This window comes from Mesobacillus sp. MER 48, from assembly GCF_023714225.1.
Lineage (GTDB): Bacteria > Bacillota > Bacilli > Bacillales > Cytobacillaceae > Mesobacillus > Mesobacillus oceanisediminis_A.
In genome coordinates this window covers 349,132-375,748 of sequence record NZ_JAMAUR010000004.1, presented here as the reverse complement: position 1 = coordinate 375,748, position 26,617 = coordinate 349,132, and the positions used below count along the sequence as shown (strand labels likewise).

The window sequence follows — 26,617 nt, the reverse complement described above, 5'->3', positions numbered from 1 at the left end:
TATAAATGAAAACGTTTACATTTCTAGCTATTTTCCATTTACGATAATCCTTCTCCACATTCTTTTCATCCAAAAATATGTATAAATAATTGATTTCTGAAAATTCTTATGATATAGTTGCTATTAATATTCTTAAAATTAGCCATTCAAGTGGCCGCTTTTAATCCCTTGCTTTAAATTCCCGTCAAAATGTTATACCCTCATGTACCAAGCTATCAAACGACAAATCATAGATTATTTTTTCAGGAGGTGAACCGGCTTAAAGGAACACTTTATAAGCCGAAATTTATGACAACACAATGGAGCCCTTCCAAATTCAAAGATTTCTCAAGATTCGAACACGATGCCTGCGGAATTGTAGCCAGCATTGAAAAAAAGAAGATCCCGACGCGCGAAAATATTTTTCACTGTATTGATGGCCTCGTCACCATGAACCACCGAGCAGGCTTTATCAATGGCGAAGGTGATGGAGTGGGTGTGCACATCGATATTCCACGGGCGCTCTGGAAGGAAAAACTTATTGAAGCTGGTGTGGAATCCAGCGCTGTCGACAACGAAAGCTTCGTCGTCGGACATGTTTTTATCACGAGGACCGATCAAGCTGAAGCAATCCAGGATGAACTTAAGGCAAAGCTTGAAGAGCAAAACATGATGCCGATCTTTTCATCTGTTGACGTAACAAATCCTGAAGCGCTTGGCCCGATTGCCATCCAGGAAAATCCTGTATTCTGGCAGTTCGCATGCCTTGCAGACGAAGTCGGACAGGAACTTTCAGGCAAATTGTTTAATATGATCATAGATTTCGAGAAAAACGATCAGGTTCATGTGGCTTCCCTAAGCCAATACCACGCTGTTTATAAGGTTATGGGCGCAGGCGACATACTGCCGAAATACTACCATGACCTGGCAAGCCCGCTTGTGGCATCCACTATGACTCTTGGGCACAACCGTTATTCTACTAATACTCTATCAAGCTTTTTCCGTGTTCAGCCCTTCAGCGTCCTTGGACATAACGGAGAAATCAATACAATTGCAAGACTCCGCGACGAAGCTCGAATGGTCAATGTCCCACTCGTCAAAGATGGCAGTGACTCACAGGATTTAAGCCGTACGCTGGAAACATTCATCTGCCGTGATGGCTACTCATTGTTCGAGGCAATGGACATGATGTTCCCGCCAATCATCAATGAAATCAAAGCTTATCCGGAGCATTTACAAGATTTATATACTTATATCCGCGAAGCATGGGGACACTTCGCACAGGGACCTGCCGGAATCATTTCGCGATTTGCCGACGAAGCAGTATTCAGTGTGGATGCTCTTGGCCTGCGCCCTCTCTGGATGGTTGAAACAGAAAGCTCATACCTGTTCTCATCAGAACCGGGAATCATTTCATCAACAGAGTACACAAATGACCCCAAGCCACTTGCACCGGGCGAGAAGGTCGGCCTGAAATGGAATGGTGACAAAATCGAAGTTTATGAAATGGAGCAGTTCCAGAGTGCGGTTTACCAGCGTTTTTCCGGGCGTATTTCTTTCCAGGAAGCCCGTCATCGCCTACAGGGTGCAAATCTTGCAAAAACGGTAACAATGACATACCCGGATAAAATCCATAACGGACAATATAAGGCATTCGGCTGGGAGCGTGACCACGTCCAGCTCGTCGAACAGATGGCTGAAAAAGGGGCAGAGCCAATCCGCTCCCTTGGACATGACGCTCCGCTTGCTGCGATGAATCCAGAACGCAAAAATATCGCTGATTTTATTAAAGAAAGTGTCGCTGTCGTAACAAATCCTGCAATAGACCGTGACCGCGAGGCGGAACATTTTTCAACAAGGACTGTTCTTGGCAAACGCCCTTCGCTTTTCGGAAAAACAGAAACAGGAAAAGTCATCGAACTGCTCACCCCTCTGCTTATCGAAGGCAAAGCAGGCTATGAGGCTTCGTTGAAAACTGGCCAGCCAAGCATGGACCAGGTCATCCAATGCTATCAGGATGACAAACTTGCTGCCTATCTGGAAACACTTTTCCACAGTGACGAAACAGTCAAGGATGCGCTTGAGAAACTTGCTGCTGAGGCAATTGCTGCTGTGAAGGATGGCAAAACATTGCTTGTTCTTGACGATGCAATGGCCCACCAGGAAAATTCTCTGTGGCTCGATCCGCATCTGGTCGTCTCAGCGATCGACCAGGCTCTTGTAAAAGAAGGATTGCGCCGCGACTGCTCACTGCTGCTTCGTTCCGCTTCCTTAAGATCGCTGCATGATATCATTGTTGCACTCGGACTGGGCGCAGACGCAGTCAGCCCATATTATATGTTCATGACAGTACTCGATGAGTCCATCACACCGCTTGTGAATCTGTACAGCGCCCTTACGAAAGGCCTTGAAAAGGTTATTTCCACAATCGGTATCCATGAATTGCGCGGATACGGGCGTCTGTTCTCGGCAATCGGCCTGAATGATGAAGTTGCAGATTATTTAGTGATCGTGAACTTCTTTGGTTCTAATGAACTTGCATACAATTTCGAAGCAATGAAAGAAGACGCATTGAAAAGAGCTGAAGACTTCCAGAACGAAAAAGAACGGATCGGCAAGACGTTCCACCTCTTTCCTCGTATCTGGAAAGCGGTTGGTGAGGTCGCTTCTACCGGGGACTACAGTGTCTACCGGGAGAAAATTTCCGAACAGGAAGACAGCAACCCGACTACGATTCGCCATTTGACCGGATTGAAAAAGACTGACGTAAAAGTTTCACCTGAAGAAGTTGAAATCGGCGTAGGTGACCACAGCCTGCCGTTTGTCATCGCTTCAATGTCATTTGGTTCGCAAAACGAAATCGCATTCCGTGCATATGCTGAAGGCGCCGACCGTTTGAACATGGTAAGCATGAACGGCGAGGGAGGCGAAATCAAGGATATGCTTGGCAAGTACCCGCGCACGCGAGGCCAGCAGGTTGCCTCAGGACGTTTCGGTGTGAATGCGGAGCTGCTGAACTCTTCCAATCTTCTTGAAATCAAGATTGGTCAGGGCGCAAAGCCTGGTGAAGGCGGACACCTTCCTGGTTCGAAGGTTACAGCTAAAATCGCGGAAGCAAGGAATGCCACCATTGGTTCTGATTTGATTTCACCATCAAACAACCATGATATTTATTCGATCGAAGACCTTGCGCAAATGATCCATGAGCTCAAGACAGCCAATGACCAGGCACGTGTAGCCGTTAAGGTTCCTGTCGTTCCGAATATCGGCACGATTGCAGTTGGTATCGCCAAGGCAGGGGCTGATATCATCACCTTGAGCGGTTTTGACGGCGGTACAGGTGCTGCCCGCATCCACGCACTCCAGTTTGTCGGCTTGCCTGCCGAAATTGGCATTAAGGCGGCACACAATGCCTTGCTTGAAGCAGGATTGCGCGACAATGTCGAGCTCTGGGCTGATGGCGGTGTGAAGAGTGCTCAGGATGTGATTAAATATATGCTCCTTGGTGCAAACCGCGTCGGCTTTGGTACGCTGTCAATGCTGGCCATCGGCTGTACAACTTGCCGAGGCTGCCATCTGGATACATGCCATGTCGGGATCGCAACCCAAATCGACTCAGAAGCACAGGCAAAGGAACACGGATTGCGCCGATTTGTACCTCGCCAGTTCGACCTTGCTGTCCAGGGTATCATGAATCTATTCACTGCATTCGGGAATGAACTGAAGGCTCTGGCTGCTTCTGCCGGAATCAAAAATCTGCAGGAAGCAGTCGGCCGCTCCGACTTGCTGGAACAGATTAAAGGAAATGACTTGCTTGATTTGACCTACCTGCTGAAGCCGCTTGAAATCGGCCAGATCATGCATCAAAAAGAAGCTGCTGCCGCGATGGCATCAGCACAGCTCCAGGTCGCTGCAGGCGCCGAGTATCTTGATGCAATCGACGAAGAGCTTCATCAGTCACGCGAATTCAGGGCTGTCACTGCCGAACAGCGTGTGCTGGCCAGCAGGGTTTCCTGCCACCGTGTCCGTGGACGTCTTGATGGATCCTATCGTAATCTGCAGCCAGTCTCACTTCGCTACAAAGGTTCCATTCTCGGAAACGGACTTGGCGCCTATAACACAGATGGCATCAACATCGAGATTGACGGCGGCGGCCAGGACGGAGTCGGTAAGACTTCATTCGGCGGTGCGATTTTAATAGCGAAATCCCCTGGCAAGGATGGCGGTTTCTACAATGGTTCAGTCGGCAAAGGCTTTGGCTACGGAGCGCAGAAAGGATTGCTCGTCGCACAGGGCAATGCCGACGCCCGTGCTGGAATCCGTTTATCAGGAGCTGATATGATCATCGGCGGACTTGTGAAAAAGCCTATCCCTGAAAAAGAATTCGGCAACATTGGAACAAACGCCAATATCAAAGGATTTGCGTTTGAATACATGACGAATGGCCGCGGACTTGTCCTCGGTGATCCGGGACCATGGATTTGTGCAGGCATGACAGGCGGTGTCGTCTATCTGAGACATCAGCCGGAGATGGGCTTGACAAGAGAAGCCCTCACCCGCCGTATTGCCAAAGGCGCGAAGGTTTCCATCGACACACTAACCGCAAAAGGCGTACAGGATGTAAAAGAAATGCTTTCATCCTATACCGAGATGCTGGCACGCCATGGCCAGGAAAATGAAGCCAAAGAACTTGCATTAATAATGGAGCATCCAGAAGATCACTTTGTTCAGGTCGTTCCTGTTAAAGAGCAGGCAGACCCGGCCGTATCAACTGAATGATTTAAGAAAATGATAGTGGCCCCGTTACTAAAACGGGGCCATTTATTTTGGACACAATCCAGATTAGCCTGATTCAGGAATAAAGGCTGGATTTTAAGGAATATATTTTGGTTCTAAGGAATATAATCCATTTTTAAGGAATATATCCGCTTTTTCAGGAATATCTCACAATAATTAAGGAATATCTCCAATAAGTTTGTTTTACCGATATCCTCTCCAATGAAATGTAACCACTTTCATAAAAAAAGGCTTGTTTTTTGGTAAATTGACGCTTGAACTTCTTCCATATCCATTGTATAGTACATAATTGTTTAGTTTTAAACAAAATGGTTTAAAGTATAAATAATTTCACGGTCTTTGCATTTAACGAATGAGATTTTTTGTCTCTAATGAAAGGAATTCACTCTAAATGAAACTTGGTGCCCGCATTTTAAAAACGGGAATTGCCATTACTCTTGCATTATTTTTATCGAATATTTTCAATCTGCCATCACCGGTATTTGCCGGGATTGCAGCGATTTTTGCCCTGCAGCCCACTGTATATCGCTCTTATCAATCAATCATTGAACATATCCAGGGCAATCTGATCGGTGCCGCGACCGCGGTCTTGTTCGTCATGGCGTTTGGCAACAGCATTTTCATCATCGGCCTTGCGGCGGTACTGGTTATTACGTTAAACCTTAAGCTGAATCTGGAAAAGACGATTTCACTTTCGATGGTAACTCTAATTGCAATCATGGAGACGCCTGGCGATAATTTCATCCAATTTGCTGTGATTCGTTTCTCGACCATCATGCTCGGGGTTGTTTCTGCATTCATTGTCAATCTAGTTTTCCTGCCTCCGAAGTATGAAAACAAACTTTATTACAAGAGTTCCATTCTATCAGAGGAAATTACGAAATGGATCAGGCTGAGCACACGCCACGCCTCCGAGCACCAGCTCCTTAAGGCAGACATCGAGAAGCTTCGCGAAGGCATTATCAAGCTCGATCAGCTATACATGATGTACAAAGAAGAACGTGATTATTTTAAGAAAAATACACTCGCTAAATCACGTAAACTCGTCATCTATAGACAGATGATCAACACGGTTAAAAAATCATTGGAAACACTGAGAAGGCTTCATCGATACGAGAATGAATTCAACCAGCTCCCGGTAGAATTCCAGGAAGTCATTCAGCAGCAGCTTGATTACCTGATCAATCATCATGAACAAGTAATGCTGAAGTATGTCGGAAAAGTCCGCCCTGAAACTTCCTATATCGCGGGTGAGGTCTGCCTGGACAAAAAACAGCTTTTTGAATTGTTTTTGGCGCAAAGAAATGAGCTGGATCAAACAAACAGCCAGATGCTGTACCACGTCATGCAATTAGTCTCGATCATCATGGAATACGGCGAGCAAGTTGAACACCTCGATAAACTCGTGACAAGCTTCCAGTCCTATCATAAAGATGACGGCAATATCACGATCGAACAAAATACTGAAATTTAAAAGCAGCTGGATTATCAGCTGCTTTTCGTTTTACATATAGGATTAGCTCTTCATTCTTGGATCCAGTGCATCCCTCAGGCCATCACCCATCAGGTTGAAACCAAGTACGGTCAGCATGATGGCAAGCCCAGGAAAAATCATTGTCCATGGTGCCTGGATCATATAATCTTTTGCATCTGCAAGCATCTTTCCCCATTCAGGATTTGGAGCGTCAGCACCAAGCCCAAGGAAGCCGAGTGCGGCCGCTTCAATAATCGCCGTCGCAATGGCCAATGTGCCCTGGACGATGATTGGCGCCATACTATTTGGCAGAATATGCTGGAACAGGATCCGGCTGTCCTTCATCCCGACCGCCTTCGCTGCCATGATATATTCCTCTTCCTTAACACTGAGTACCCTAGACCGAATCAACCTTCCAAAGTTTGGAATATTAATGATTGCTATCGCTATGAGCGCATTCCTAAGGGAAGGTCCGAGAACAGCAACAATGGCAATTGCCAATAGAATGCTTGGGAATGCCAGCATGATATCAAAAGCTCTTGATATAATGGTATCTACCCATCGGCCATAGTAACCGGCAAGGATACCGAGCAGGCAGCCTACGATGATTGAACCCATTACCGCAAAGGTTCCTACCCATAAAGAAATCCTTGCTCCAAAAACAACCCTGGAAAAGATATCACGGCCAAAGTCGTCTGTGCCGAACCAATGATCTGCTGAAGGAGCCTGGAGACGGACCTCCATTTTCTGGTCATTGATGCCCTCTGGCGTAATCAATGGAGCAAAGATTGCCAGCAAAATAAAGAACAAGACAATTACCGTTCCGACAACGGCCAGTTTATTCTTCTTGAAACTATACCATGCTTCTGCCCAGGGAGACGCCACTTTTTCCTCTGCCTGCACGGCCGGCGGCTGCATTTGTTTTTGAGTTGAAATCTCCATCTATTTCTCCCCTTCCATCAACGGTATTTGATCCGAGGATCAATTGCTGCATACAATAAGTCCACTACTAGATTGATCAGTACAAAGATGAGCGCAATGATCAGGATGCCGGATTGGATTACCGGATAATCGCGGTAATTGATTGCTTCGTAAATATATCGGCCAATCCCCGGCCAACTGAAGATCGTTTCGGTAAGGATCGCGCCGCCAAGCAGAAGGCCTGTCTGCAAACCGATAACCGTCAATACAGGGATGATTGCATTTTTCAGGGAGTGTTTGTAAACGACCCAGAACATGCTCAACCCTTTCGCTCTTGCAGTTCTGATAAAATCAGACCTCATGACCTCAAGCATTGTCGAGCGGGTGATCCTTGCGATGATGGCCATCGGAATCGTTGCCAGCGCCATGGCCGGCAGGACAAGATGCTTAAGTACCTCGACAAACTGGTCAGTTCTCCCCTGGATCAATGTATCAATAATATAAAAATTTGTGATGGCATCGACCGGGTTCCTTACTTCTTCTCGCCCGGAGGTCGGCAGGATATCGAGATTGATGGCGAACATCCATTGTTCCATCAAACCAAGCCAAAAAATCGGCATCGATACACCGACAAGCGCTAATACCATTGCACCGTAATCAAACCAGGAATTCTGGAACCACGCACTGATGATTCCCGCATTGACACCTATAAAAATCGCAATCATCATCGCGACAAATGAAAGTTCCATCGTTGCGGCTAGATATGGCCAGACTTCATTGCTTATTTCCGACTTCGTCCTTAGTGATTGTCCTAAGTCCCCTGTCAGCAGCCCACCAAGATAATTAAAATATTGCATGTACCACGGCTGGTCGAGTCCAAGCTCTCTCGTTAAATCCGCAATGGCATCTTTAGTCGCCAACTGTCCGAGAATGACTTGGGCGGGATCGCCAGGGATTGCTCGGATCATGAAAAATACAATAAGTGATAGTCCCAACAGTACAGGAATTAGTGAAAAAATCCTTCTGACAGAATAGGCAAACACCTTCCCACCTCATTTCTTGTTGCATAGTAAAAAACTTTTTCTTATAAATTTAAAGCTGCCAAATTTTTTTACCAATAGAAAAGGGAGAATGCATATGTTCTCCCTTTCCCCGATGCATTATTTTTTGAATTCAACCGTTGAAAGAATATCAGATCCTGTCGGATGTGCCTTGAATCCAGTTACATCTGCTCTTCCCGCAAGTGCAGGCTCAGAGTGGACAAGCGGAATCCATGGAGCATCTTCTTTAATTAACAATTGAGCTTCCTTATACAGTTTTTCGCGTTCAGCCTGGTCATTTGTAGACTGAGCCTTGATGAACAGATCATGCACTTTCGGGTTTGCATAGCGAGCATAGTTATTGCTGTCGATATTATCCTGGTCTAAAAGCACATACAGGAAGTTATCAGCGTCACCATTGTCACCTGTCCAGCCAAGTAAGAAAGTATCTGCTTCTCCTGTGCGGGTCTTTTCAAGATATGTCGCCCACTCGTAAGAAACAATTTTCGCTTTTACGCCCACTTCAGCAAAATCTTTCTGAATCGCTTCAGCAACTTTCTTTCCATCTGGCATATATGGTCTTGGAACTGGCATTGCCCATAGTTCAATTTCAAAACCATCTTCAAAGCCTGCTTCCTTTAAAAGCGCCTTAGCCTTCTCTGGATCATATTCATATGCTTCTACCGCATCGTTATATCCTGCAACTGTTTTTGGCATTGGGTTTTTGGCAGGCTCTGCAGCACCGGCATAGAAAGCGTCGATGAGCGCTTGCTTATTAACCGCGTGATTCAATGCCTGGCGTACTTTCTTATCCTTAAGCGGTCCGCGTTCGTTGTTCAGGCCAAGGTATGCCACGTTCAAAGAAGGTCGGTAGAACGTCTGCAGACCCTTGTTGTTTTCGATGGATTCAACATCACTGAAGTTTACGCCGTCAATGATGTCGACTTCTCCTGTGTTAAGAGCATTCAGACGAGCTGAGTTTTCTGGGATGACACGGAAGATGACTTCATCAAGCTTTGGAAGTCCCTTCTCCCAGTAATCTTCGTTTTTCACCAATGTTACTTTGTCATTGCGTTTCCATTCCTTAAACTTGAATGGACCAGTACCTACTGGATTTTCAATGAACTTATCACCATACTTCTCGATTGCAGCAGGGCTTGCAATCCCGAATGGTGACATCGCAAGGTTTTTGTAGAATGGAGCAAGGATACGGTTCAATGTGAATTCAACTGTATACTCATCCACTGCTTTTACTTCCTTGATTACATCACCAAATTGCGAATTATAGTAGTAGAATTGTTCCTTATTTCCGGCCTTCCAGCGCTCGAAGTTGAATACGACTGCTTCGGCGTTGAAATCGGTGCCGTCATGGAATTTAACACCTTTACGAAGTTTAAGTGTATGCTTCAAACCATCTTCGGACTCTGTCCATTCTTCTGCAAGACCTGGGTGAATTTCTGTATCCTGCTCACCGAATTCGATAAGAGTTTCATAGATGTTTTTTGTTACTTTAAATGCTTCACCTTCTGTAGTTACAGCTGGGTCAAGCGATGTTGAATCGCCGCCACGGCCAAATACTAGAGTTCCGCCAGTCGATGATCCGCCTTCAGAACCAGATTCCCCGCCTGTTTTCTTGCCGCCGGAATCATTATTACAGCCGGCAAGCCCCATGCTAAGGATGAGGATAAAAGCAAAAAACATTAATCCAAAACGCCTTTTCATATTCTTCCCCCTTGTTTTTTCGGACCGGTTTTATTTATCGGGTCCATGTTATATATCATCTATGCTGTTTTTCCTGCCAGCATTCCCTTTTGATCAGGAATACAGATGGCAGGCAGCAAAATGACCTGGTTCAATCTCCCGCAGTGCGGGCCTGTCTGTCTTGCAGATTTCCATACACTCCTTGCACCTTGTATGGAAGGCGCACCCCTGGGGTGGATTCGACGGACTTGGAAGGTCGCCAGTCAGCAGTACCCCATCCCTTTTGATATCTGGATCTGGAATCGGCACCGCCGAAAGTAATGCCCTGGTGTAAGGATGCAGCGGTTTTTCGTACAGCTTATCCGCATCCGTGATTTCTACTAGTCTGCCTAAATACATGACTCCCACTCTATCGCTGATATGTTTGACCACACCAAGATCGTGGGCGATAAAAATATAGGTCAGCTGGAATTCCTTTTGCAGGTCCTCCAGCAAATTCAATACTTGCGATTGAATGGATACGTCCAGTGCTGAAACTGGTTCATCAGCGATGATCAGCTTTGGCCTTGTCATCAGCGCCCGGGCGATCCCGATCCTCTGGCGCTGGCCGCCGCTGAACTGGTGGGGATACCTTTTGGCATGGTAACTGCTGAGGCCGACTACCTCCAGCATTTCCCTGACCATTTGCTTTCGTTCCTTTTTCGTACCGATTCCATGGACGATGAGAGGTTCCTCGAGAATCTTTTCAACAGTATGCCGTGGGTTCAAAGACGCAAAGGGGTCCTGGAACACCATCTGCATATCCTTTCTGGCCTTGCGCATATCGCTATCAGAAAGGGTCACCAAATCCTTCCCTTCAAACACGACCTGCCCTTCTGTCGGATCAATCAGGCGCATCAGCATCCTGCCTGTTGTCGATTTCCCGCAGCCAGACTCTCCTACCAGACCGAGCGTTTCCCCTTTGTTCACCCAGAAGCTAATATCATCAACTGCTTTGACTGCCCCGGTCTGTTTTCCCAGGATCCCGCCTGTAATAGGAAAGTATTTTTTAAGACCATCAACTTTTAACAGTACTTCTGCCATCGGCTACTCCCTCCTTCTCATGCAACAGGCAGCGAACAGTATGACCTGGCCTGTCAGTTTCATAGAGTTCCGGGTCCACGCTCAGGCATCTGTCCATGACGAATTCGCATCTGGCCGCAAATCGGCAGCCGGTCTTGATTGAACCGGGCTTCGGCACATTGCCAGGTATCGAATATAAGCGTTCCTTTTTATCCCGGATATCAGGAATCGATTTAAGCAGGCCAAGAGTATAAGGGTGCTTAGGGTTTTTGAAGATATCCCCGACAAGCCCTTCCTCAACAATCTTTCCGGCATACATGACAGCGACACGCTGGCATACTTCTGCTACGACACCAAGGTCATGAGTGATCATGATAATCGCCGTATCGAGCTTTTCATTCAAATCCTTCATCAATGCCAGGATCTGCGCCTGGATGGTTACATCAAGTGCAGTTGTCGGCTCATCTGCAATCAGCACCCGAGGGTGGCAGCTGAGTGCCATCGCAATCATGACCCTTTGTCTCATCCCGCCTGAAAGCTGGTGGGGGTACTCCTTGACAATTTGCTCTGCCCTGGGAAGGCCGACAAGCTTCAACATCTCCACTGCCTGCTGATATGCCGCCTTTTTGCCGAGCTTCTTATGTATTTTCAACGCTTCCACCAGCTGTTCACCAATTGTGAATAATGGATTCAACGAAGTCATCGGCTCCTGGAAAATCATCGCCACTTCATTTCCGCGGATTTCCCTCATCCTGGACTCTGAAGCGTGCACCAGGTCTTCGCCATTGAGAAGGATTTCGCCTCCAGCAATTTTTCCCGGCGGCTGCGGAATCAGCTTCATGACGGACAAGGATGTCACGCTCTTTCCACTGCCCGATTCTCCGACTATTCCAAGGATTTCACCTTTATTGACCGAAAAGCTGACATCATCTACCGCTGGAACCTCACCATCTTTGGTGATAAATGATGTTCTTAAATTTTTCACTTCTAAAACCGGAGCATGTACCACTTGCCTACTCCTTTCTATTACCGAAATATTATTGCTGAATAAAAATAATTCTCTCTGTGTAAAACATTTTATATTAAATGCCCACAAATAGTCCACTGATTTTTCTTAATTATTTAAATATAGTAATAATTTTGAATAGTATTAGGGAATTGGTACTATTTGTATGTCAAAAGCTGATGAAATATGACACGAACGGTATGCTAAGAATTATGGGTAAAATGCTGAAAAACCGATTCTTTCAGAAAAGCTATTTTCGCCTTGATTGTTGATTTTCTTTAATAAACTTGAAATCAATAGAATTACAAAGCCTTAAGAAATTCTTCAAATAAAAAAACCGAAGCCAAATTGGCTCCGGTTCTCCTTCTTTTCATTTAATTTTCCAGCTGCTGGACCTGGAACAACCTATGATAGCCGCCCTGTTTTGCCATCAATTCTTCATGGCTTCCAACTTCGACGATTTCACCATGCTCAATCAGGACGATCCTGTCTGCATGGGTGATCGTGGATAAGCGGTGGGCTACTACGAAGGTTGTCCTGTCCTTCGCCAGCTTTTCAATCGCTTCCTGGATAAGATGTTCACTCTCAAGATCAAGTGCTGAAGTGGCTTCGTCAAGAATTAAAATAGGCGGATTCTTAAGGAAGACTCGCGCTATGGCGACACGTTGTTTTTGGCCGCCGGAAAGCTTGACTCCTCTTTCCCCTACTTTGGTATCATAGCCTTCGGGAAGATTCATAATAAATTCATGGGCATTCGCGGCTTTTGCAGCCTGGATTACTTCTTCATCGCTTGCACCTGGCTTGCCCAAAAGTATATTGGATTTCACCGATTCACTGAATAAAATATTATCCTGTGCAACCATCCCGATTTTATCGCGCAATGAACGGACTTTGAATGAGCGGATGTCCTTGCCGTCAAGAAGGATTTCTCCATCTGTGACATCGAAGAATCTCGGAATCAGGCTGACAAACGATGACTTCCCGCCGCCGCTCATTCCAACAAGCGCGATCGTTTCACCCTTTTCAACCTCTATATTCAAACACTTCAGTACCGTCTCCCCGTCTTCTTCATACGAGAAGCTAACATTTTTAAAAGAAATGTCACCATGTACTTTTTTCAATTCCACTGCATCAGGAGAATCCTTAATATCATATTTCTCATCCATGAACTCGAATACCCGGTCCATTGAAGCAATCGACTGTGTCAGCGTCGTCGATGAATTCACCAGTCGGCGCAACGGATTGTACAATCTGTCAATATAGGCGATGAACGCTGCCATTTCCCCGATCGTGAGACTTCCGTGGAGTACCTGATAACCAGAAAAGCCGATGACAAGGAGCGGGGCTATATCAGTAATCGTATTGACCACAGCAAATGCTTTTGCGTTCCAGCTTGTATGTTCAAGCGCTTTTGTTAAAAAGTTTTTATTCTGCCGGTCAAACTGTGTCTGTTCATAATCCTCAATCGCAAAGCTTTTGATGACCGAAATCCCGGCCACTCTTTCATGCAGATAGCTTTGTACTCCTGCAAGTGCCTGTGACCGTTCCCTCGTAAGCTTTCGAAGATTCCCAAAGAAGTATCTTACCGAAAAAGCGTAAAATGGAAACAGGATCAGGGAAACGAATGTTAACTTCACGTCCATCGTAAACATGATAGCAGCCGCTATCAAAATCGTAGCAACATCCAGCCACAGATTCATCAGTCCCGTAACAACGAAAGTCTTTGTCTGCTCGACATCATTGATCATTCTCGAGATGACCTCTCCGGCTCTCGTATTTGAATAATATTTATAACTGAGCCTCTGCATATGGGAAAACAATCTATCCCTTATATCATAGAGGATTTTGCTCGCTGTCCATTGCGCGAAATATTGACGATAGTATTCAATCGGCGGCCTGAGAACGACAAAAACAACGATCATGATGCCCATGACCCAGAATAATTTGTCCGTTTTTTCACTCTTGGTCAAGGTATCGTTACCGATGACATCATCGAGCACGAATTTGATCAAAAGCGGAATCAATAATGGAATCGCAAATTTCAGGATTCCGATGATGATGGTGCCAATGATTTGCAGCCTGTATGGTTTGACGAATTTTAAGTATCTGCGGATGCTGCCCAATTTTTTAGTTCCCCCTTATGGAGCCTTGCTCGTGCACGAAACAAAAACCTGTTGAATCGAATCAACAGGCTGAAGCTTGTCTTCCCTGTATGGTTAGCGGCGATAGGTTAAATACCGCTCATAATAAATGTCGATGAAATCTGGTGCAAAAGGTCCCTTCCTTTGCCTGATCCAGCGTTTGAGCTTTTCAACATTGTATTTCAGGATTTTGTCAATCACATCAGGGTACTGCATTTCCTTGCGGTGGCGCTCATATTCATCTTCATCGAGTAGATTAAACGTCATATCTGGAAAAACTTTAATATCGAGATCATAGTCAATATATTTCAGCGCTTCTCCGTCAAAAATAAATGGAGAACTAATATTGCAATAATAATATACGCCATCTTCCCGGATCATGCCAATAACGTTGAACCACAGCTGAGAGTGGAAGTAACAGATTGCAGGCTCTCTCGTAATCCAGGTCCTGCCGTCTGACTCCGTGACGACAGTCCGGTCATTTCCGCCGATTACAAGGTTTTGTGTGCCCTTTAAAACGGTAGTTTCTTCCCAGACTCGATGGATGTGCCCATTATGCTTATAACTATGGATTTGAATTGGTTCACCTTCTGTGGGTACGCCCATGTTCTTCTCCCCTACTTTCCTTTCCCGGAAACTTTGCAACCTATCAATGTATATTTATCTCGGTTTCTTTAAAACGACAAAAGGCAACAAAGAACGATTCCTATTTTTTATTATTATAACGGTTAACGAGAGAATTTAAAACAAAAGAGCCATCGATTTCCATCGATGACCCTTTAAAATTGCTTAAATTTTTATAAAAATTCATTTTTTTCGGATGGATTGCTCTTTTCCTGAACTTTTACCGCTTTCTCTTTCAAATGTAAATTCCCGCTTCACGGGTTCTTCAAATTGCTTCACATGGCCGTTACGGAGTAAACATTTTCAACAAGAGGTCTGATGATAAGCAACAATACTAAAAGTGCCTTTATAAAAAATTTAACGTAATGTAACAGCCAACTGCTGATAGGTATGAATGACATCCTCCGTCTGCTTTTCGAACATCCGGTGGATTTCCTTCAGATCCTGCTTTTTACGGTCAATTTCCAAGCGAAGCTCCTCTAACTCTGCATTTTGCTTCAGGGCATCCAGCTGCTTTTCAATCTCCTGGCACCTTTCCAGTTCAGACTGCAAATACAGAAGCTTTTCCATTGTTTGCATTTGAGTAGAAACCAATTCGTTAAATTTATCCATGCTTATCCACCGCCTGTAAAATTTATCTCCTAATTGTATTCTTTGGCAGCCGTTGAATTCCTTTGACTAGTTATGTAGAGGATTTGGAACCTTTGTCGAATTGTGGACTCCCGTTTTCAGGCATGGAAAAGGCACTCTGCGAGTGAGAGTGCCTTTCATTTAGGTGATATTAACCCTGTTGGCCAGAGTTTTGACCTTTGCGTGCTTCAGCCTGCTGGTTTTGCTGGCGTACTTCTTGAGCGTTTGTTTCGCTCGCGAATTCTGTGCCATATTGACCTTGTGCACCTTGAGCAGATTGAGCATTTTGTTGTCTCACCTGCTGAATGTTAGTTCCAGCTTGAGATTGGTTAGGTTGTTTTGCCATCGTTTATCACCTCCACGAAATATAGATTAACCATCTGTGGGGGTTACTATCCGACTAAATTTTACCAAAATGCTCTCCTTAAACTAAAAGCGAAATTCCTCCGTCAACGATGATTGTCTGGCCGCGAATCATGCTCGATTCATCCTTTAAAAGGAACATGACGGCATTGATCATGTCATCGATTTCGACCATTCTTCCGGCAGGAGTTTTTTCTCTCGCCTCAGCAAGGAGTTCTTCCCTGTTTGGAAAATGGGTCAAAGCTTCCGTATCGACTGCTCCCCCTGAGACCGCATTGACGACGATGTTTTTGCGCGCTAATTCAACAGCCAGGTAGCGTGTCAGGGCTTCAAGCGCTGCCTTTGAGACTCCGACCGTCGTGTAGTTTTCCAAATAACGGATTGAACCAAGTGAGCTGATGCTGACGATCTTTCCGCCTCCATTTCTCTCCATCAGCTTCGCAGCTTCCTGGGCACAGAATAACAATGCCTTGCTATTGATGTTCATTGTCCAGTCCCAATGAGATTCTTCCAGTTCCATTGCTGGCCGCAGCACACCTGATGCTGCATTGTTCACGAACACATCCAGCCTTCCAAACTCTGCATCGATTTGTTCAAACATCGCCTTTATCTTACTGACGTCACCGACATTCGCTTTTACGACGAGAGCCTTCCTTCCAAGTGATTCGATTTGCTCGGCTGTTTCTAATGCTGCCGATTTGCTGCGGGCATAATTGATGACAATGTCATATCCTTCTTTAGCAAGCCTGATGGCCGCTGCTTTGCCGATTCCACGGCTGCTTCCTGTAATGAGTGCTACTTTTTGTGTCATGTGCAATTTCCTTTCCTATCCTCTTTCTGTTAAAAGCGGAATCATGATTTTGTTTCATTTTAGCTTTTTCAGGTATATATGACAATAAGTCTCCCAAAAGAGCCCTGATAAAAAACAGTACCTCAGAAAAGACTAACATTAAGTTTAAACCTAAATGAAAGGATGATCACTTATGTATGTTGGCCGTGATATGACTGAACTTTCGATGATGTCCAAGACTGACTGGAGAGACAGCGAGCTTGCGTTTTTCCATCACTCCCTGCAGCAGATGGTGCCATATTTAAATTCCGAAGGGCAGACCATCCACAGAGAAATTGTTGAAGAAATCGAGCGCAGGGGCGGCCTTAGCCGCGGTGAAGCTGATTACACCCATGGGACAAAAATCAGTTACGATTAGTAACAAAAAGCGTAAGCGCCTCGTTCAGCCCCGACAAGCGCTGGAGGGCCTGACACTGAAGTCGTTCTTTGACTTCATTGGCAGGACCGAAGCGTCTCGAGGGGCTAGGCGCTGAAGCTGGATTAGGAATACCACATGTAGTCATCCATATCGCATGATCAATAATTCCCGATAAACCATGAAAAAAAAGGCTGCTAACCACCTTAGTGATTAGTCAGCCTTTTTAACTTCAAGATACCGCTTCAGCATTTTTTGGTATGGAACCGGAAATGCATATTCCTGGATCTCCTGCTCAGTAACAAGTTTTAACTGCTGAGTTTCCGGAATAGCGCTATCAAAGCTGCCGCTGAATACATGAATATTCCAAATCAGATGGGAGAAAACATGGCCGATTTCGCCTATGGAATCATTTATCTTAGGAGAAAAACCATAAAGTTCTTCAAAATGTCCGGACAGCTGCTCTCGCTGCCTTTGGAATCCGAGGTCTAACTCTACAGTCGGGAACTCCCACAGGTTTGCCAGCAAGCCAGTTTCCGGTCTTTTCCTTATAAGGATCCTTCCACTTTGATCACTAAAGATCCCTGCGGCCAGCTGGATATTTTTCTGCTTCTTCTTTTTCGTTTTTACTGGAAGCTCAGTTTGTACCCCTTCATGGAACGCCTCACAATGGTCCCTGACAGGACAAAGAAGACATGAAGGAGAAGTAGGCGTACAAATTAGGGCTCCCAGCTCCATTAAGGCCTGATTGAAATAAGATGGGTTTTCATGCGATATGATTTCCCTCACAGCCGATTCGAAAATTTTACGGGATGCAGGTCTGGCAATGTCATCCCAAATCAGGAGGATCCTCGACAAGACCCTCATCACATTTCCGTCAACAGCAGGTTCAGGTTTCCCATAGGCTATGCTAAGTATGGCCCCTGCCGTGTATGGGCCTACCCCTTTTAACGAAGCTATCTCTTCCGGTGAATCAGGGACTTTGCCTCCGTAATGTTCATGGACTTCCTTCACTGCGGATTGTAAGTTGCGGACACGGGAATAATAACCGAGACCTTCCCAGGCTTTCAGGACCTTTTCTTCATCCGCGGATGCAAGCGCCTCTATGGTTGGAAATCTTTCCAAAAATCGATTAAAATAAGGGATGACAGTATCTACTCTAGTTTGTTGGAGCATGATCTCAGATACCCACACTTTATAAGGATCCTGATCCTTTCTCCATGGCAGTTCTCGCTGCTCGCTAACAAACCATCCTATCAAGTCATCCTGAAAGGATTTTTTATCCATTTTATCTACACATTTCTTGATGTCAGTTGCCACTTTTGTTCCTCCAGGTGTTAAACTTTCCGGAAATTTGGGAATATAATATTAACGCTTCTGCTTAATCGCCATGAAGCCAATTCGTTCGAGTCCTCCCGGAACGTAATCCTCCAGCATTCCAAAAACAGAATGGTCCCGGGAAAGACGCATTTTTTTCATTGCATGATAATGGGCTTCAGTCGGCACAAAAAATGATTCAATGAATACATTCCGCTGGCCCGACTGGCTGCATGAAAACATATTTGCTTCGAAATCAGGAAGCATCGCGGAAATTCGATGGATGGCCTCTTGATATTGGCCAAGCAGATTTTGTTTGACTTCGTATTGGATGATCATCTGAATCATTACGCCAGCTCCTTTATGACTAGTAAAGGGACTTAATGGTTCAACCCTTTAAAAGTAAATGATTATTTGCATTGTGACAAGACTTTTTACTTGCCAGTTCATTTATTTAGCTTTTATCAACTATCTAAAAAAGGAGGCGGTTTCCATGGATACTGGTACCCATGTTGTCATGGGGTTCGCTCTGGGCGGGTTGGCGACGCTTGATCCTGCTGTCAGCGAAAGCAGCATCACAGCCAGCAGCGTACTGGTCGCTACACTCGTCGGGTCACAAATCCCTGATATAGATACCGTTCTGAAACTGAGAAATAATGCAGTTTATATACGGAACCATCGCGGAGTCACTCACTCTATTCCAGCTGTCCTTCTTTGGCCGCTGCTTATTTCCGGGACAATATACTTTTTTAATCCGGAAGCAAATTTGCTGCACTTATGGATTTGGACATTCATTGCTGTATTCCTTCATGTTTTTGTCGACATTTTCAATGCTTATGGAACACAGGCACTAAGGCCATTTTCGTCGAAATGGGTCGCATTGGGGGTAATCAATACATTTGATCCGATTATTTTTGCGCTTCATGTCATCGGTTTGTTCCTCTGGGCATTTGGAGCACACCCCGGATACACCTTCTTAACGATTTATGGAATCCTTGTGCTCTACTATATATACCGATTCGTTGTGAAGCATCGAATCAAGTGTGCTGTTGAGAAAATCGTTCCGGATGCGACCGATATCATTATCGCTCCGACAATGCGGTTCAACCATTGGCGTGTAGCCGTCATGAACAAGCACCAATTCTTCGTCGGCCGCGGATACAAACGTCATGTGCGGATTCTTGACCAGTTCAACCGTGTCCCAGTTCCCGAAACTCCGGTGCTTGAAGCAGCAAAAACAGATAAGAATCTATCCGCATTCCTTTCGTTCTCACCTGTTTACCGCTGGGAATGTGATGAATATGATGATTTTTACGAAGTCAGGTTCATTGATTTGCGCTACCGCAGCAACGGGCACTATCCATTTGTCGCAGTCGTGAACTTGAACAAGGATTTGGAAATCCTCAGCTCTTACACAGGCTGGATTTACAGTGAGGAAAAACTAAGAAAGAAACTGGAGTTCATTCCAGGAGAAGGATAAGACCAATATTTATGAGCTGTACCTTTACTATTAGACACAAAACTAACAATGGGGGTGCAGCTTTTGTTTGGCTGGAGTCACTCCAAAACTTTATGACCTCCTTTCCCATGTGGCTGAGGAGGTTTTTCTATTATTAGGTTGGCGGTTTAATTCCAGCTGCTAAGGGTGCAATGAATAAGACTGAACGTGCAATTATTCTGCTTGATGGTGCAATTAACGTCGATCACTGCGCCATTATGATGTTTTACCGTGCAATTATTCAAAAGCTTGCTCAGAGATGCAAAATAACTGAGCGCTAGAGATGGGACTATGAAACCCACAGTAGTTATTCACACTTAATTGAGCTAATCATGCCGATAAAAAACAAAAATCCCCTCTTAAACGGGGATTCTCTTTGTCAGGTTTATTCCTCTTCCAATAAATGCTTATACTTAGGATTCCTGGCAACGAATTCGTGCAGCTGGCTGCCGTAATTTTCAATCCATTGGCGGACGACTTTTTCTGTCATTTCGCTGCCCATATATTTATGGCCTGCTTTGGCGTATGTCGCTTCAAAGTCACTCCATAACAGCTCGACCCATCTCAAAGCCTGCTCATATGTGATGCCGTTGTTTTTTTCCTGAAGCAGGCTGGCCAGCGCTTCGTGTGTTTCCTGCATCCTGATCACCCTTTGCCAATTTTTAATATAGTTATGATTATGTGTCATTACTCGAATACTATGATTGCGTGCATCCATTCTGGAATGCACGTAATTTTACCCGTCACGGAGGGCATTATGCGAAATAAAGTAACCAATTTCCCGAACCAGAACAATAATAAGCTTGAGGGCGAGCCTCGGGCAAAAGCGGAATACGCTTCAAAAAGAGCCGATGGCACGATCAATACCCATCCTCAGGAGCGCATGTATGCTTCCTCTCACCGTGAAGATGACACTTCAGCTGTCATTAAGGACCATTAAGCATCATCCTGTGGACAGCTTAAGCTGTTCCATCCTTTAACACATGAGCAAAACCAGATTCTTAATTATTCTGGTTTTGCTCTGTTTCCGTTAAAAGGGAAATCGGCAGTGCTTCTTCTTTACCATCTCCGTTAAGACGTGCACCCCAGGCAAATACACCATTCATATAATCGATTTTAAAGTAGGCTCCCGGGTCTCCTTCGATGCCATAGACTTCACCTGGCTTAAAATCATCCGGGTTGAGCATATAGGATCTGGCCATAGCAATCTTCCGCTCATAAACGGCCAGTTCACTTGCCATTCCCATTTGTTCTGCTTTCCTTGCCTTGTCGCGGAGACTGGCGATTTCCTGGTTCAATTCATATTCGGTCATTTCGCTGTAACGTTTTTCTCTGCCCATATTGATTCACTCCTGGATAGTTCTTGCTTTTAACATTCAAGCATTTAAGATATAACTAAATTATAGCATGTTATCTTAAGGAGGCTATCATGAAAGCAATCATTGTGACTGGTGCCGGCACCGGCCTTGGAAAAGAGCTCTCACTGCTGCTGGCCAAACAGGATTACCATATGATTTTGACAGGAAGAACAGAAGATAAACTAAATGCCGTCAAGGAGCAGATTGAACAATCAGGGGGAAGTGCCACCGCACTCACGCTTGACCTTCGCAATCTGGAGGATATCAAGGAGAAAGCGTTGTTGATCAGCAAAAAACATGAATTGTACGGGCTCATAAATAATGCCGGCCTCGGATACTTCGGTCCGTTCTCCGAAAGCTCCGATACAGAAATCGAAGAAATGTTCCAGACAAATGTTTTTGGAACGATCCATATGACGAAGGCCATCCTTCCCTACCTTGAACTGAATCATGAGGGCCTTGTCCTGAACATCGTCTCGACGGCCGGACTACGGGGGAAAAAGAATGAAGCTGTCTATTGTTCCAGCAAATTCGCCGTCAGAGGCTTTACCGAAAGCCTGCAGAAGGAGTACGAAGAAACAGACATCCGTTTCGTCGCTGCCTATATGGGCGGGATGAATACTCCATTCTGGGATGAAAGCGAGCATGTGGCAGACCCGGCTAGGTTTCGTTCTGCTGCTGAAGTGGCCGGAATCATTATCGATAATCTCGAAAAACCCGAAATTGTTATAGAATCGAAAAAATCATGACGCCAGTCATGATTTTTTTATTCCTCATTCTCTTTTTCGGAAATGAATTCATCGATCATTTCCATTGGAAATCCCTTGCGGTACAATGCCATCTTCAGCTTCTGTCTGTATTCACGTTCTGAAAGCTTACTGTACTTGCTGTGCAGTTTTTCTCCTTGAATACGCAATGCATCCATTTCAGCATCGTCTTCTTTTTCAATCTCTGTCTCATCCAAAGCAGCATGTATGATCGAAAATGAATAACCTTTGCGTCTAAGCATCTGTTCAATTTTCTGCTTAAGGATCCTCGATGAGTCCTTCTTATTCTTCAAAGCATATTTTTCACTGAGTTTGATTGCTTTTTCCAACTGTTCATCGAATGAGACCTCATCGACCACTTTTGTGATCAGATCGGGAGCAATCCCTTTCTCCTTCAGTTCCAGTTTAATGACTTCCGCGCCTTTATCCGTCGTATTCAGTTGTGTCCGGACAAAAGCGTTGGCAAATTCCTCATCATTCAGGAATTTAAACTCATTTAATTTATGGATTGCTTCTTTTATGACGGAATCTGAGATTTCTTTTTTCTTAAGGTGTTCACGGACTTCAGACTCTGAGCGCATGCGGTGTGAAAGATAATTGATTGCTGTATTATAGGCTTTCCGGATATCGTCCTGAAAAAGCATTTCCGTGACCGCAAAGTCATCCAGTTCCATTCCCTTTTTCAAATTATATTTTATTAAAACATCTTCATCGACGCTGAACGCGTACTCTTCTCCCCTTCCGCTGTCGGTAAAAATGCTGTATCTGTCTTTATTGTGTTTTTGGACGGAGATTTTCGTAATGGCTGGCATTTGATTTTCACCTCTAAAGAAACTTTAACACATTCAAAGGAGGTTTATCATTTTAAAAGCAGTACTATATACATAAAAGGAAAACTTAGGAGGTTGACCATGAAAATAGCCATAACCGGAGGAACAGGGCTTGTCGGCAGGGCTTTAAGCAGTGAACTTATCCGTAACGGACATGAAGTATTCATTTTAACCCGGAATAGGAAAGATCAAGGCAGCCATAATCCAAAATTTGTTCAGTGGCTCAATGAGGCTGACAATCCGGAAAATGAGCTTGAAGGCATTAATGCAATCGTGAATCTTGCAGGCGCAACTATTAATGACAGATGGACAGATGAGTACAAACAGAAGATCATGGACAGCAGGATTAAGGCGACCAGCGAAGTGAACAGGATTATCGAGTCACTTAAAAATAAGCCTCCTGTCTTAATCAATGCAAGTGCAGTGGGTTATTACGGCACCTCGCTGACAGAAGTTTTCAACGAACAATCGGATCCAGCTAATGACTTTCTGGCTGACACGGTCTGGCGCTGGGAGGCTGCCGCAACCCAGGCAAAAGAATTAGGCTCCCGGGTGGTGCTTTGCCGATTCGGTGTGATCCTGGATAAAAATGGCGGAGCCTTGCCAAAGATGATGCTCCCGTATAAATTTTTTGCGGGCGGAAAAGTCGGCTCTGGTACTCAGTGGCTCTCATGGATTCATATTGAGGATGTCATTCGTGGAATTATTTATGCAATTGGGAATGACCAGTTGGACGGTCCAGTAAACTTTGTCTCTCCTTCACCAGTAACAATGGATCAGTTTGACCAAATTTTATCCAAAGTGTTGGGACGCCCCAATTGGCTTCCGGTTCCCTCCTTTGCCCTGAAAATCGCTCTTGGAGATATGAGCATGCTTTTGCTGGAAGGCCAGAATGTCGTTCCCTCAAAGCTTCTAAAAGCCGGTTTTAAATTCAAGTATCCAGAACTTGAAAAAGCCCTTAAAGGAATTTTAGGAAAATAAAGGTGTTTAATCCCTTTCAACAAGGAAATACTTATAAGGTACACACATTGAAAGGGTGAATTGGATTGGATAAGAAAAAAAGGGATAAGACAAAGAGTACATTATCAAGCATGCAGGAAGTTACATACAGCCGAGAATTCAAAAAAGCAGACAGAGCAGGCGGCTATGCAGCTGGAAAGAGATATTAGGCATTAAGGCGCTTCTTTTGGAGGAACATAAAAGTACGGAAATAATGCATTTCCGTACTTTTAACTTTTGAAAGGGGTTTTTCGAATGGGAAGAGCACATGGACACAAAACACGTGATCGCAATAAAGCATCCCTTCCACAAGTACCAAAAAATATGAAATCTGATGGCATTGATGTAGAATTCGATCGCGATTTAGCTGACCACGATGATCTTGAAGCAATGGCACGTTCAAAAGCTGCAGACCAGCGTGCCAAAAGCAGAAGAAAATAACCCTCTCATATAGGAAAAAGCAGAATCAAAATGATTCTGCTTTTTCCTTTTAAGGGAAGGGGGAATATCTACGGTTAGCAAATCAGGAACTTGAGTTTGTGAATTACTTCACTAACTTTCGATACTTCTAATTTACTCCCAACCGCTTCATTAAACAAGTATTTTCACTAATTGTACAAAAATAAGTTACCCACATACATGTGAATATTGTTAATAAATTCTCTAAAAGCTTTTAATATTAGGGTTTATTTATCTATCGTAATTTAACGATATTTCTGTGGATAATGTGGATAAAGCTGTGGAGTACTTATAAATAATAGTTTTTGTTTGTTGATAAGTTTGAGGATAATTAAATTGGCTATAATATTTACCCTTTTATTAATGCAATAAAACCTATATCCGTAATCTGAACGGTTCATTATTTAATAATATTCTTCTTCATTACCAATACTAACGTGAGAATGTAATGATCATTATGGAGGGATCACTAATGGCAAGAAGGAATAAGATCCTTGTACCGGAAGCCAGGAAGGCACTTGATGATCTAAAAGCACAGGTAGCCGGTACAATAAAAGCGGAGGATGCAAAATTTGAAACAGCCAAAGAGGTTGGCGTTCCCCTTAATAAGGGTTATAACGGTAATCTTTCAACCCGGGAAGCTGGAAAAGTTGGGGGAAAATTGGGTGGAAGCATGGTCCGGGAGCTCGTGAAAATGGCACAGGAAAATTTACGGAAACAGTAAAGACTTCAAACATTTGTAAAAAAACAGTTGACATCTGCTGGAAAATGAAATATAATGAATAAGCTTCGCCAAAAGGAAGTAACTTGAGTCACAACCAATACTATGTAAACAATTAATGGCGTTCTGCTTTTATTTTTAGGTAACAACTTATTCACACTGGATCGGCTTCGGAGCCGTAAGGATGCAAGAGAGGTAGGGCTTGCGTCGTTTAGGTTAAAAATGGTCAAGTGGAATTTTGTACCGCGGCAAAGTTTATAAATGGATGATTTATTATACATCTTGTGGAGTAGCAAGTTACTTGAAAGCGAACCGATAACGGTTCGCTTTTTCTATTTGTCCGATTTTCTTTGAAAATCATTACATGGCTTCATTCCCCTGAAGTGGATCTGCTCCTGCTGCATCCTTATTATACGTTGGCAGGATGATCGTGACTTCCGTTCCTACTCCTAAATCACTCTTGAATGCAATAGACCCGCCCATCGCTTCAATGATTTTCATTGAAACGGATGTACCAAGTCCGGTACCTTTATCTTTAGTTGTGTAAAAAAGTGTCCCAAGACGTGCCAGCTGCTCCTGATCCATCCCTTTACCTGTGTCTGAGACGATGACATAAGATTCTGGCCCTGCCGATGCCTGGCTGACAAAGACCTCCCCGCCTTCTTCCGTGGCTTCGATTGCATTCTTTATTATATTCACTAAAGCTTGCTTCAGCTGGTTCCGGTCGGCTTTTGCAAACACACCCCACTCAAGCTTTACGTTCACCTGTACCCCTTCTTTTGCGGCAAAGGCTTCCAGGAGGATGGTTACTTCTGTAATTATTTCAGCCAGTTCTGCGTCCTCCAGCTTTTCAAATTGCGGCTTTGCGAAATTCAGGTAATCATTAATGATTGACTCAGCCCTTCCAAGCTCAGTCAGAACCAGACTCAAATAGTAAAAGTTATCTCCCTTTTCCTGCTTGTGCATCATTTGCAGAAAACCTTTCACTACTGTCAGTGGATTCCTGATTTCATGTGCAATGGACGCTGCAAGTTCCCCCAATGTATTAAGCTTTTCAGCCCTGAGGATTTCTTTCTTCATCAAATCCTTTTCTATCAATGCCTCATTGAGGAAAGCTGCTACCCATACAGAGAAAATCTGTATCACACCAAAAATCGTTATGTTCATCAAGACCTTATTTGAATCTTCTGATGCTGCTGCATTACTGAGAAAAGTATTAGTGATTAAAATGATAAGCATAGAAAGTGATGGCCAGAAACCAACAATAACCGCTGTCCTGACCCTCTTCTTAGCATCAAAGGTCCAAAAACTCTTCATGAACAAGAATGGAAACAATGCTGCCAAAAAACCGCTCGCATAACCGAGAAGGAGATCCCCTCCCATGAATGTCCTTGTTGCAAGATAAGTAAATAAGACCATCCCCCCTGCAATCGGCCCCCCATACAAAAAGGCTACTACCAAAGGGACATACCGAAGATCCCAGTATAATCCGCCCAGTTCATATGAAAACGCAAGCGAGAGAAACAGAGCCAGGCTTTGCAGGATTCCGCATAAATAAGGTGATTTCCCAACACTTTTGTTATCAAAAAGAACACCATGAATAAAGATAGGCAGCAAAATGATCAAAACATTCAACAGGAGTTTCTCGACGAGCATTTTATCTTCTCCAATCGAAGAGCGTTAAATAGTATAGCCCAAACGCAATATCCACTTTTAGAAATACGA

26 protein-coding genes are annotated in these 26,617 nt (G+C 44.4%); 10 read left to right on the top strand and 16 right to left on the bottom strand.

Going from position 1 to position 26,617, the window contains the following annotated elements:
* The first annotated feature begins 288 nt into the window (after window positions 1-288).
* Window positions 289-4,758, top strand: coding sequence for a glutamate synthase-related protein (locus tag M3593_RS16615; RefSeq protein ID WP_251543771.1), 4,470 nt, complete (start codon window positions 289-291; stop codon window positions 4,756-4,758).
* A 409-nt stretch (window positions 4,759-5,167) separates the two neighbouring features.
* Entirely contained in the window at window positions 5,168-6,250 is a 1,083-nt protein-coding gene (locus tag M3593_RS16610) for an FUSC family protein (RefSeq protein ID WP_144475027.1), read from the top strand.
* A 42-nt stretch (window positions 6,251-6,292) separates the two neighbouring features.
* Here the strand turns inward: M3593_RS16610 and M3593_RS16605 are convergent, their stop codons facing one another.
* The 10 genes from M3593_RS16605 to fabL form a co-directional block, all read right to left on the bottom strand.
* Window positions 6,293-7,192, bottom strand: a complete 900-nt coding sequence (locus M3593_RS16605; RefSeq protein WP_144475028.1) for an ABC transporter permease — start codon at window positions 7,190-7,192, stop codon at window positions 6,293-6,295.
* Window positions 7,193-7,209: 17 nt separating this feature from the next.
* Window positions 7,210-8,214 (bottom strand): ABC transporter permease, encoded by a 1,005-nt coding sequence (locus M3593_RS16600; protein WP_144475029.1) that lies wholly within the window; start codon window positions 8,212-8,214, stop codon window positions 7,210-7,212.
* 117 nt (window positions 8,215-8,331) lie between these two features.
* Entirely contained in the window at window positions 8,332-9,933 is a 1,602-nt protein-coding gene (locus M3593_RS16595) for an ABC transporter substrate-binding protein (protein ID WP_251543775.1), read from the bottom strand.
* 93 nt (window positions 9,934-10,026) lie between these two features.
* The gene (locus M3593_RS16590) at window positions 10,027-10,995 is read right to left on the bottom strand and encodes an ABC transporter ATP-binding protein (protein ID WP_144475031.1); all 969 of its coding nucleotides are present in this window, start codon (window positions 10,993-10,995) and stop codon (window positions 10,027-10,029) included.
* Window positions 10,970-11,983: an ABC transporter ATP-binding protein gene (locus M3593_RS16585; protein ID WP_144475032.1), complete on the bottom strand. Its 1,014-nt coding sequence runs from the start codon at window positions 11,981-11,983 to the stop codon at window positions 10,970-10,972. Before M3593_RS16585 ends, M3593_RS16590 begins: the two co-directional genes overlap by 26 nt.
* Before the next feature lie 371 nt (window positions 11,984-12,354).
* Window positions 12,355-14,103: an ABC transporter ATP-binding protein gene (locus M3593_RS16580; protein ID WP_251543776.1), complete on the bottom strand. Its 1,749-nt coding sequence runs from the start codon at window positions 14,101-14,103 to the stop codon at window positions 12,355-12,357.
* Between the two features lie 93 nt (window positions 14,104-14,196).
* A complete protein-coding gene (gene ntdP / locus M3593_RS16575) occupies window positions 14,197-14,727 on the bottom strand; it encodes a nucleoside tri-diphosphate phosphatase (protein WP_041967592.1) in 531 nt (176 codons plus the stop codon).
* Window positions 14,728-15,102: 375 nt separating this feature from the next.
* Window positions 15,103-15,357, bottom strand: a complete 255-nt coding sequence (locus tag M3593_RS16570; RefSeq protein ID WP_144475034.1) for a YgaB family protein — start codon at window positions 15,355-15,357, stop codon at window positions 15,103-15,105.
* Window positions 15,358-15,526: 169 nt separating this feature from the next.
* On the bottom strand, window positions 15,527-15,721 hold the full coding sequence (locus tag M3593_RS16565; RefSeq protein WP_144475035.1) for a gamma-type small acid-soluble spore protein: 195 nt from the start codon (window positions 15,719-15,721) through the stop codon (window positions 15,527-15,529).
* A 78-nt stretch (window positions 15,722-15,799) separates the two neighbouring features.
* Window positions 15,800-16,549, bottom strand: coding sequence for an enoyl-[acyl-carrier-protein] reductase FabL (gene fabL / locus M3593_RS16560; RefSeq protein ID WP_144475036.1), 750 nt, complete (start codon window positions 16,547-16,549; stop codon window positions 15,800-15,802).
* 172 nt (window positions 16,550-16,721) lie between these two features.
* Between fabL and M3593_RS16555 the strand changes: the two genes are divergently transcribed.
* The gene (locus tag M3593_RS16555; protein WP_144475037.1) at window positions 16,722-16,946 is read left to right on the top strand and encodes a hypothetical protein; all 225 of its coding nucleotides are present in this window, start codon (window positions 16,722-16,724) and stop codon (window positions 16,944-16,946) included.
* 210 nt (window positions 16,947-17,156) lie between these two features.
* On the opposite strand, the gene mutY is transcribed toward M3593_RS16555, so the two are convergent.
* Window positions 17,157-18,230, bottom strand: coding sequence for an A/G-specific adenine glycosylase (mutY, locus tag M3593_RS16550; protein ID WP_144475523.1), 1,074 nt, complete (start codon window positions 18,228-18,230; stop codon window positions 17,157-17,159).
* 81 nt (window positions 18,231-18,311) lie between these two features.
* Window positions 18,312-18,608, bottom strand: coding sequence for a hypothetical protein (locus M3593_RS16545; protein WP_251543778.1), 297 nt, complete (start codon window positions 18,606-18,608; stop codon window positions 18,312-18,314).
* Window positions 18,609-18,753: 145 nt separating this feature from the next.
* Here M3593_RS16545 and M3593_RS16540 point away from each other — a divergent pair, with 145 nt between their 5' ends.
* A complete protein-coding gene (locus M3593_RS16540; protein WP_144475039.1) occupies window positions 18,754-19,740 on the top strand; it encodes a metal-dependent hydrolase in 987 nt (328 codons plus the stop codon).
* A gap of 403 nt (window positions 19,741-20,143) precedes the next feature.
* Here the strand turns inward: M3593_RS16540 and M3593_RS16535 are convergent, their stop codons facing one another.
* The gene (locus M3593_RS16535; RefSeq protein WP_144475040.1) at window positions 20,144-20,398 is read right to left on the bottom strand and encodes a YfhJ family protein; all 255 of its coding nucleotides are present in this window, start codon (window positions 20,396-20,398) and stop codon (window positions 20,144-20,146) included.
* A gap of 117 nt (window positions 20,399-20,515) precedes the next feature.
* Here M3593_RS16535 and M3593_RS16530 point away from each other — a divergent pair, with 117 nt between their 5' ends.
* Window positions 20,516-20,698, top strand: a complete 183-nt coding sequence (locus tag M3593_RS16530; RefSeq protein WP_144475041.1) for a small, acid-soluble spore protein K — start codon at window positions 20,516-20,518, stop codon at window positions 20,696-20,698.
* A gap of 61 nt (window positions 20,699-20,759) precedes the next feature.
* Here M3593_RS16530 and M3593_RS16525 read toward each other — a convergent pair whose 3' ends face one another.
* Window positions 20,760-21,098 (bottom strand): YfhH family protein, encoded by a 339-nt coding sequence (locus M3593_RS16525; protein WP_144475042.1) that lies wholly within the window; start codon window positions 21,096-21,098, stop codon window positions 20,760-20,762.
* Between the two features lie 89 nt (window positions 21,099-21,187).
* Between M3593_RS16525 and M3593_RS16520 the strand changes: the two genes are divergently transcribed.
* On the top strand, window positions 21,188-21,865 hold the full coding sequence (locus M3593_RS16520; RefSeq protein ID WP_251543781.1) for an SDR family NAD(P)-dependent oxidoreductase: 678 nt from the start codon (window positions 21,188-21,190) through the stop codon (window positions 21,863-21,865).
* Window positions 21,866-21,882: 17 nt separating this feature from the next.
* On the opposite strand, the gene recX is transcribed toward M3593_RS16520, so the two are convergent.
* Entirely contained in the window at window positions 21,883-22,695 is an 813-nt protein-coding gene (gene recX, locus M3593_RS16515; RefSeq protein WP_251543783.1) for a recombination regulator RecX, read from the bottom strand.
* Between the two features lie 99 nt (window positions 22,696-22,794).
* Between recX and M3593_RS16510 the strand changes: the two genes are divergently transcribed.
* The 4 genes from M3593_RS16510 (at window position 22,795) to M3593_RS16495 (ending at window position 24,895) form a co-directional block, all read left to right on the top strand.
* Window positions 22,795-23,694 (top strand): TIGR01777 family oxidoreductase, encoded by a 900-nt coding sequence (locus M3593_RS16510; protein WP_251543785.1) that lies wholly within the window; start codon window positions 22,795-22,797, stop codon window positions 23,692-23,694.
* 65 nt (window positions 23,695-23,759) lie between these two features.
* On the top strand, window positions 23,760-23,882 hold the full coding sequence (locus M3593_RS16505; protein ID WP_144475046.1) for a YfhE family protein: 123 nt from the start codon (window positions 23,760-23,762) through the stop codon (window positions 23,880-23,882).
* Window positions 23,883-23,967: 85 nt separating this feature from the next.
* On the top strand, window positions 23,968-24,153 hold the full coding sequence (locus M3593_RS16500) for a YfhD family protein (RefSeq protein WP_144475047.1): 186 nt from the start codon (window positions 23,968-23,970) through the stop codon (window positions 24,151-24,153).
* 490 nt (window positions 24,154-24,643) lie between these two features.
* Window positions 24,644-24,895: an alpha/beta-type small acid-soluble spore protein gene (locus tag M3593_RS16495; protein WP_144475048.1), complete on the top strand. Its 252-nt coding sequence runs from the start codon at window positions 24,644-24,646 to the stop codon at window positions 24,893-24,895.
* Between the two features lie 357 nt (window positions 24,896-25,252).
* Here M3593_RS16495 and M3593_RS16490 read toward each other — a convergent pair whose 3' ends face one another.
* A complete protein-coding gene (locus M3593_RS16490; RefSeq protein WP_251543786.1) occupies window positions 25,253-26,548 on the bottom strand; it encodes an ATP-binding protein in 1,296 nt (431 codons plus the stop codon).
* Window positions 26,549-26,617: the final 69 nt, after the last annotated feature.

Bases quoted from the DNA above. Each gene is read 5' to 3' on its own strand.
- M3593_RS16615 (WP_251543771.1), top strand. From the start codon at position 289: ATGACAACACAATGGAGCCCTTCCAAATTCAAAGATTTCTCAAGATTC.
- M3593_RS16610 (WP_144475027.1), top strand. From the start codon at position 5,168: ATGAAACTTGGTGCCCGCATTTTAAAAACGGGAATTGCCATTACTCTT.
- M3593_RS16605 (WP_144475028.1), bottom strand. From the start codon at position 7,192: ATGGAGATTTCAACTCAAAAACAAATGCAGCCGCCGGCCGTGCAGGCA.
- M3593_RS16595 (WP_251543775.1), bottom strand. From the start codon at position 9,933: ATGAAAAGGCGTTTTGGATTAATGTTTTTTGCTTTTATCCTCATCCTT.
- M3593_RS16590 (WP_144475031.1), bottom strand. From the start codon at position 10,995: ATGGCAGAAGTACTGTTAAAAGTTGATGGTCTTAAAAAATACTTTCCT.
- ntdP (WP_041967592.1), bottom strand. From the start codon at position 14,727: ATGGGCGTACCCACAGAAGGTGAACCAATTCAAATCCATAGTTATAAG.
- M3593_RS16570 (WP_144475034.1), bottom strand. From the start codon at position 15,357: ATGGATAAATTTAACGAATTGGTTTCTACTCAAATGCAAACAATGGAA.
- M3593_RS16565 (WP_144475035.1), bottom strand. From the start codon at position 15,721: ATGGCAAAACAACCTAACCAATCTCAAGCTGGAACTAACATTCAGCAG.
- fabL (WP_144475036.1), bottom strand. From the start codon at position 16,549: ATGACACAAAAAGTAGCACTCATTACAGGAAGCAGCCGTGGAATCGGC.
- M3593_RS16555 (WP_144475037.1), top strand. From the start codon at position 16,722: ATGTATGTTGGCCGTGATATGACTGAACTTTCGATGATGTCCAAGACT.
- mutY (WP_144475523.1), bottom strand. From the start codon at position 18,230: ATGGATAAAAAATCCTTTCAGGATGACTTGATAGGATGGTTTGTTAGC.
- M3593_RS16545 (WP_251543778.1), bottom strand. From the start codon at position 18,608: ATGATTCAGATGATCATCCAATACGAAGTCAAACAAAATCTGCTTGGC.
- M3593_RS16540 (WP_144475039.1), top strand. From the start codon at position 18,754: ATGGATACTGGTACCCATGTTGTCATGGGGTTCGCTCTGGGCGGGTTG.
- M3593_RS16535 (WP_144475040.1), bottom strand. From the start codon at position 20,398: ATGCAGGAAACACACGAAGCGCTGGCCAGCCTGCTTCAGGAAAAAAAC.
- M3593_RS16530 (WP_144475041.1), top strand. From the start codon at position 20,516: ATGCGAAATAAAGTAACCAATTTCCCGAACCAGAACAATAATAAGCTT.
- M3593_RS16525 (WP_144475042.1), bottom strand. From the start codon at position 21,098: ATGGGCAGAGAAAAACGTTACAGCGAAATGACCGAATATGAATTGAAC.
- M3593_RS16520 (WP_251543781.1), top strand. From the start codon at position 21,188: ATGAAAGCAATCATTGTGACTGGTGCCGGCACCGGCCTTGGAAAAGAG.
- recX (WP_251543783.1), bottom strand. From the start codon at position 22,695: ATGCCAGCCATTACGAAAATCTCCGTCCAAAAACACAATAAAGACAGA.
- M3593_RS16510 (WP_251543785.1), top strand. From the start codon at position 22,795: ATGAAAATAGCCATAACCGGAGGAACAGGGCTTGTCGGCAGGGCTTTA.
- M3593_RS16500 (WP_144475047.1), top strand. From the start codon at position 23,968: ATGGGAAGAGCACATGGACACAAAACACGTGATCGCAATAAAGCATCC.
- M3593_RS16495 (WP_144475048.1), top strand. From the start codon at position 24,644: ATGGCAAGAAGGAATAAGATCCTTGTACCGGAAGCCAGGAAGGCACTT.
- M3593_RS16490 (WP_251543786.1), bottom strand. From the start codon at position 26,548: ATGCTCGTCGAGAAACTCCTGTTGAATGTTTTGATCATTTTGCTGCCT.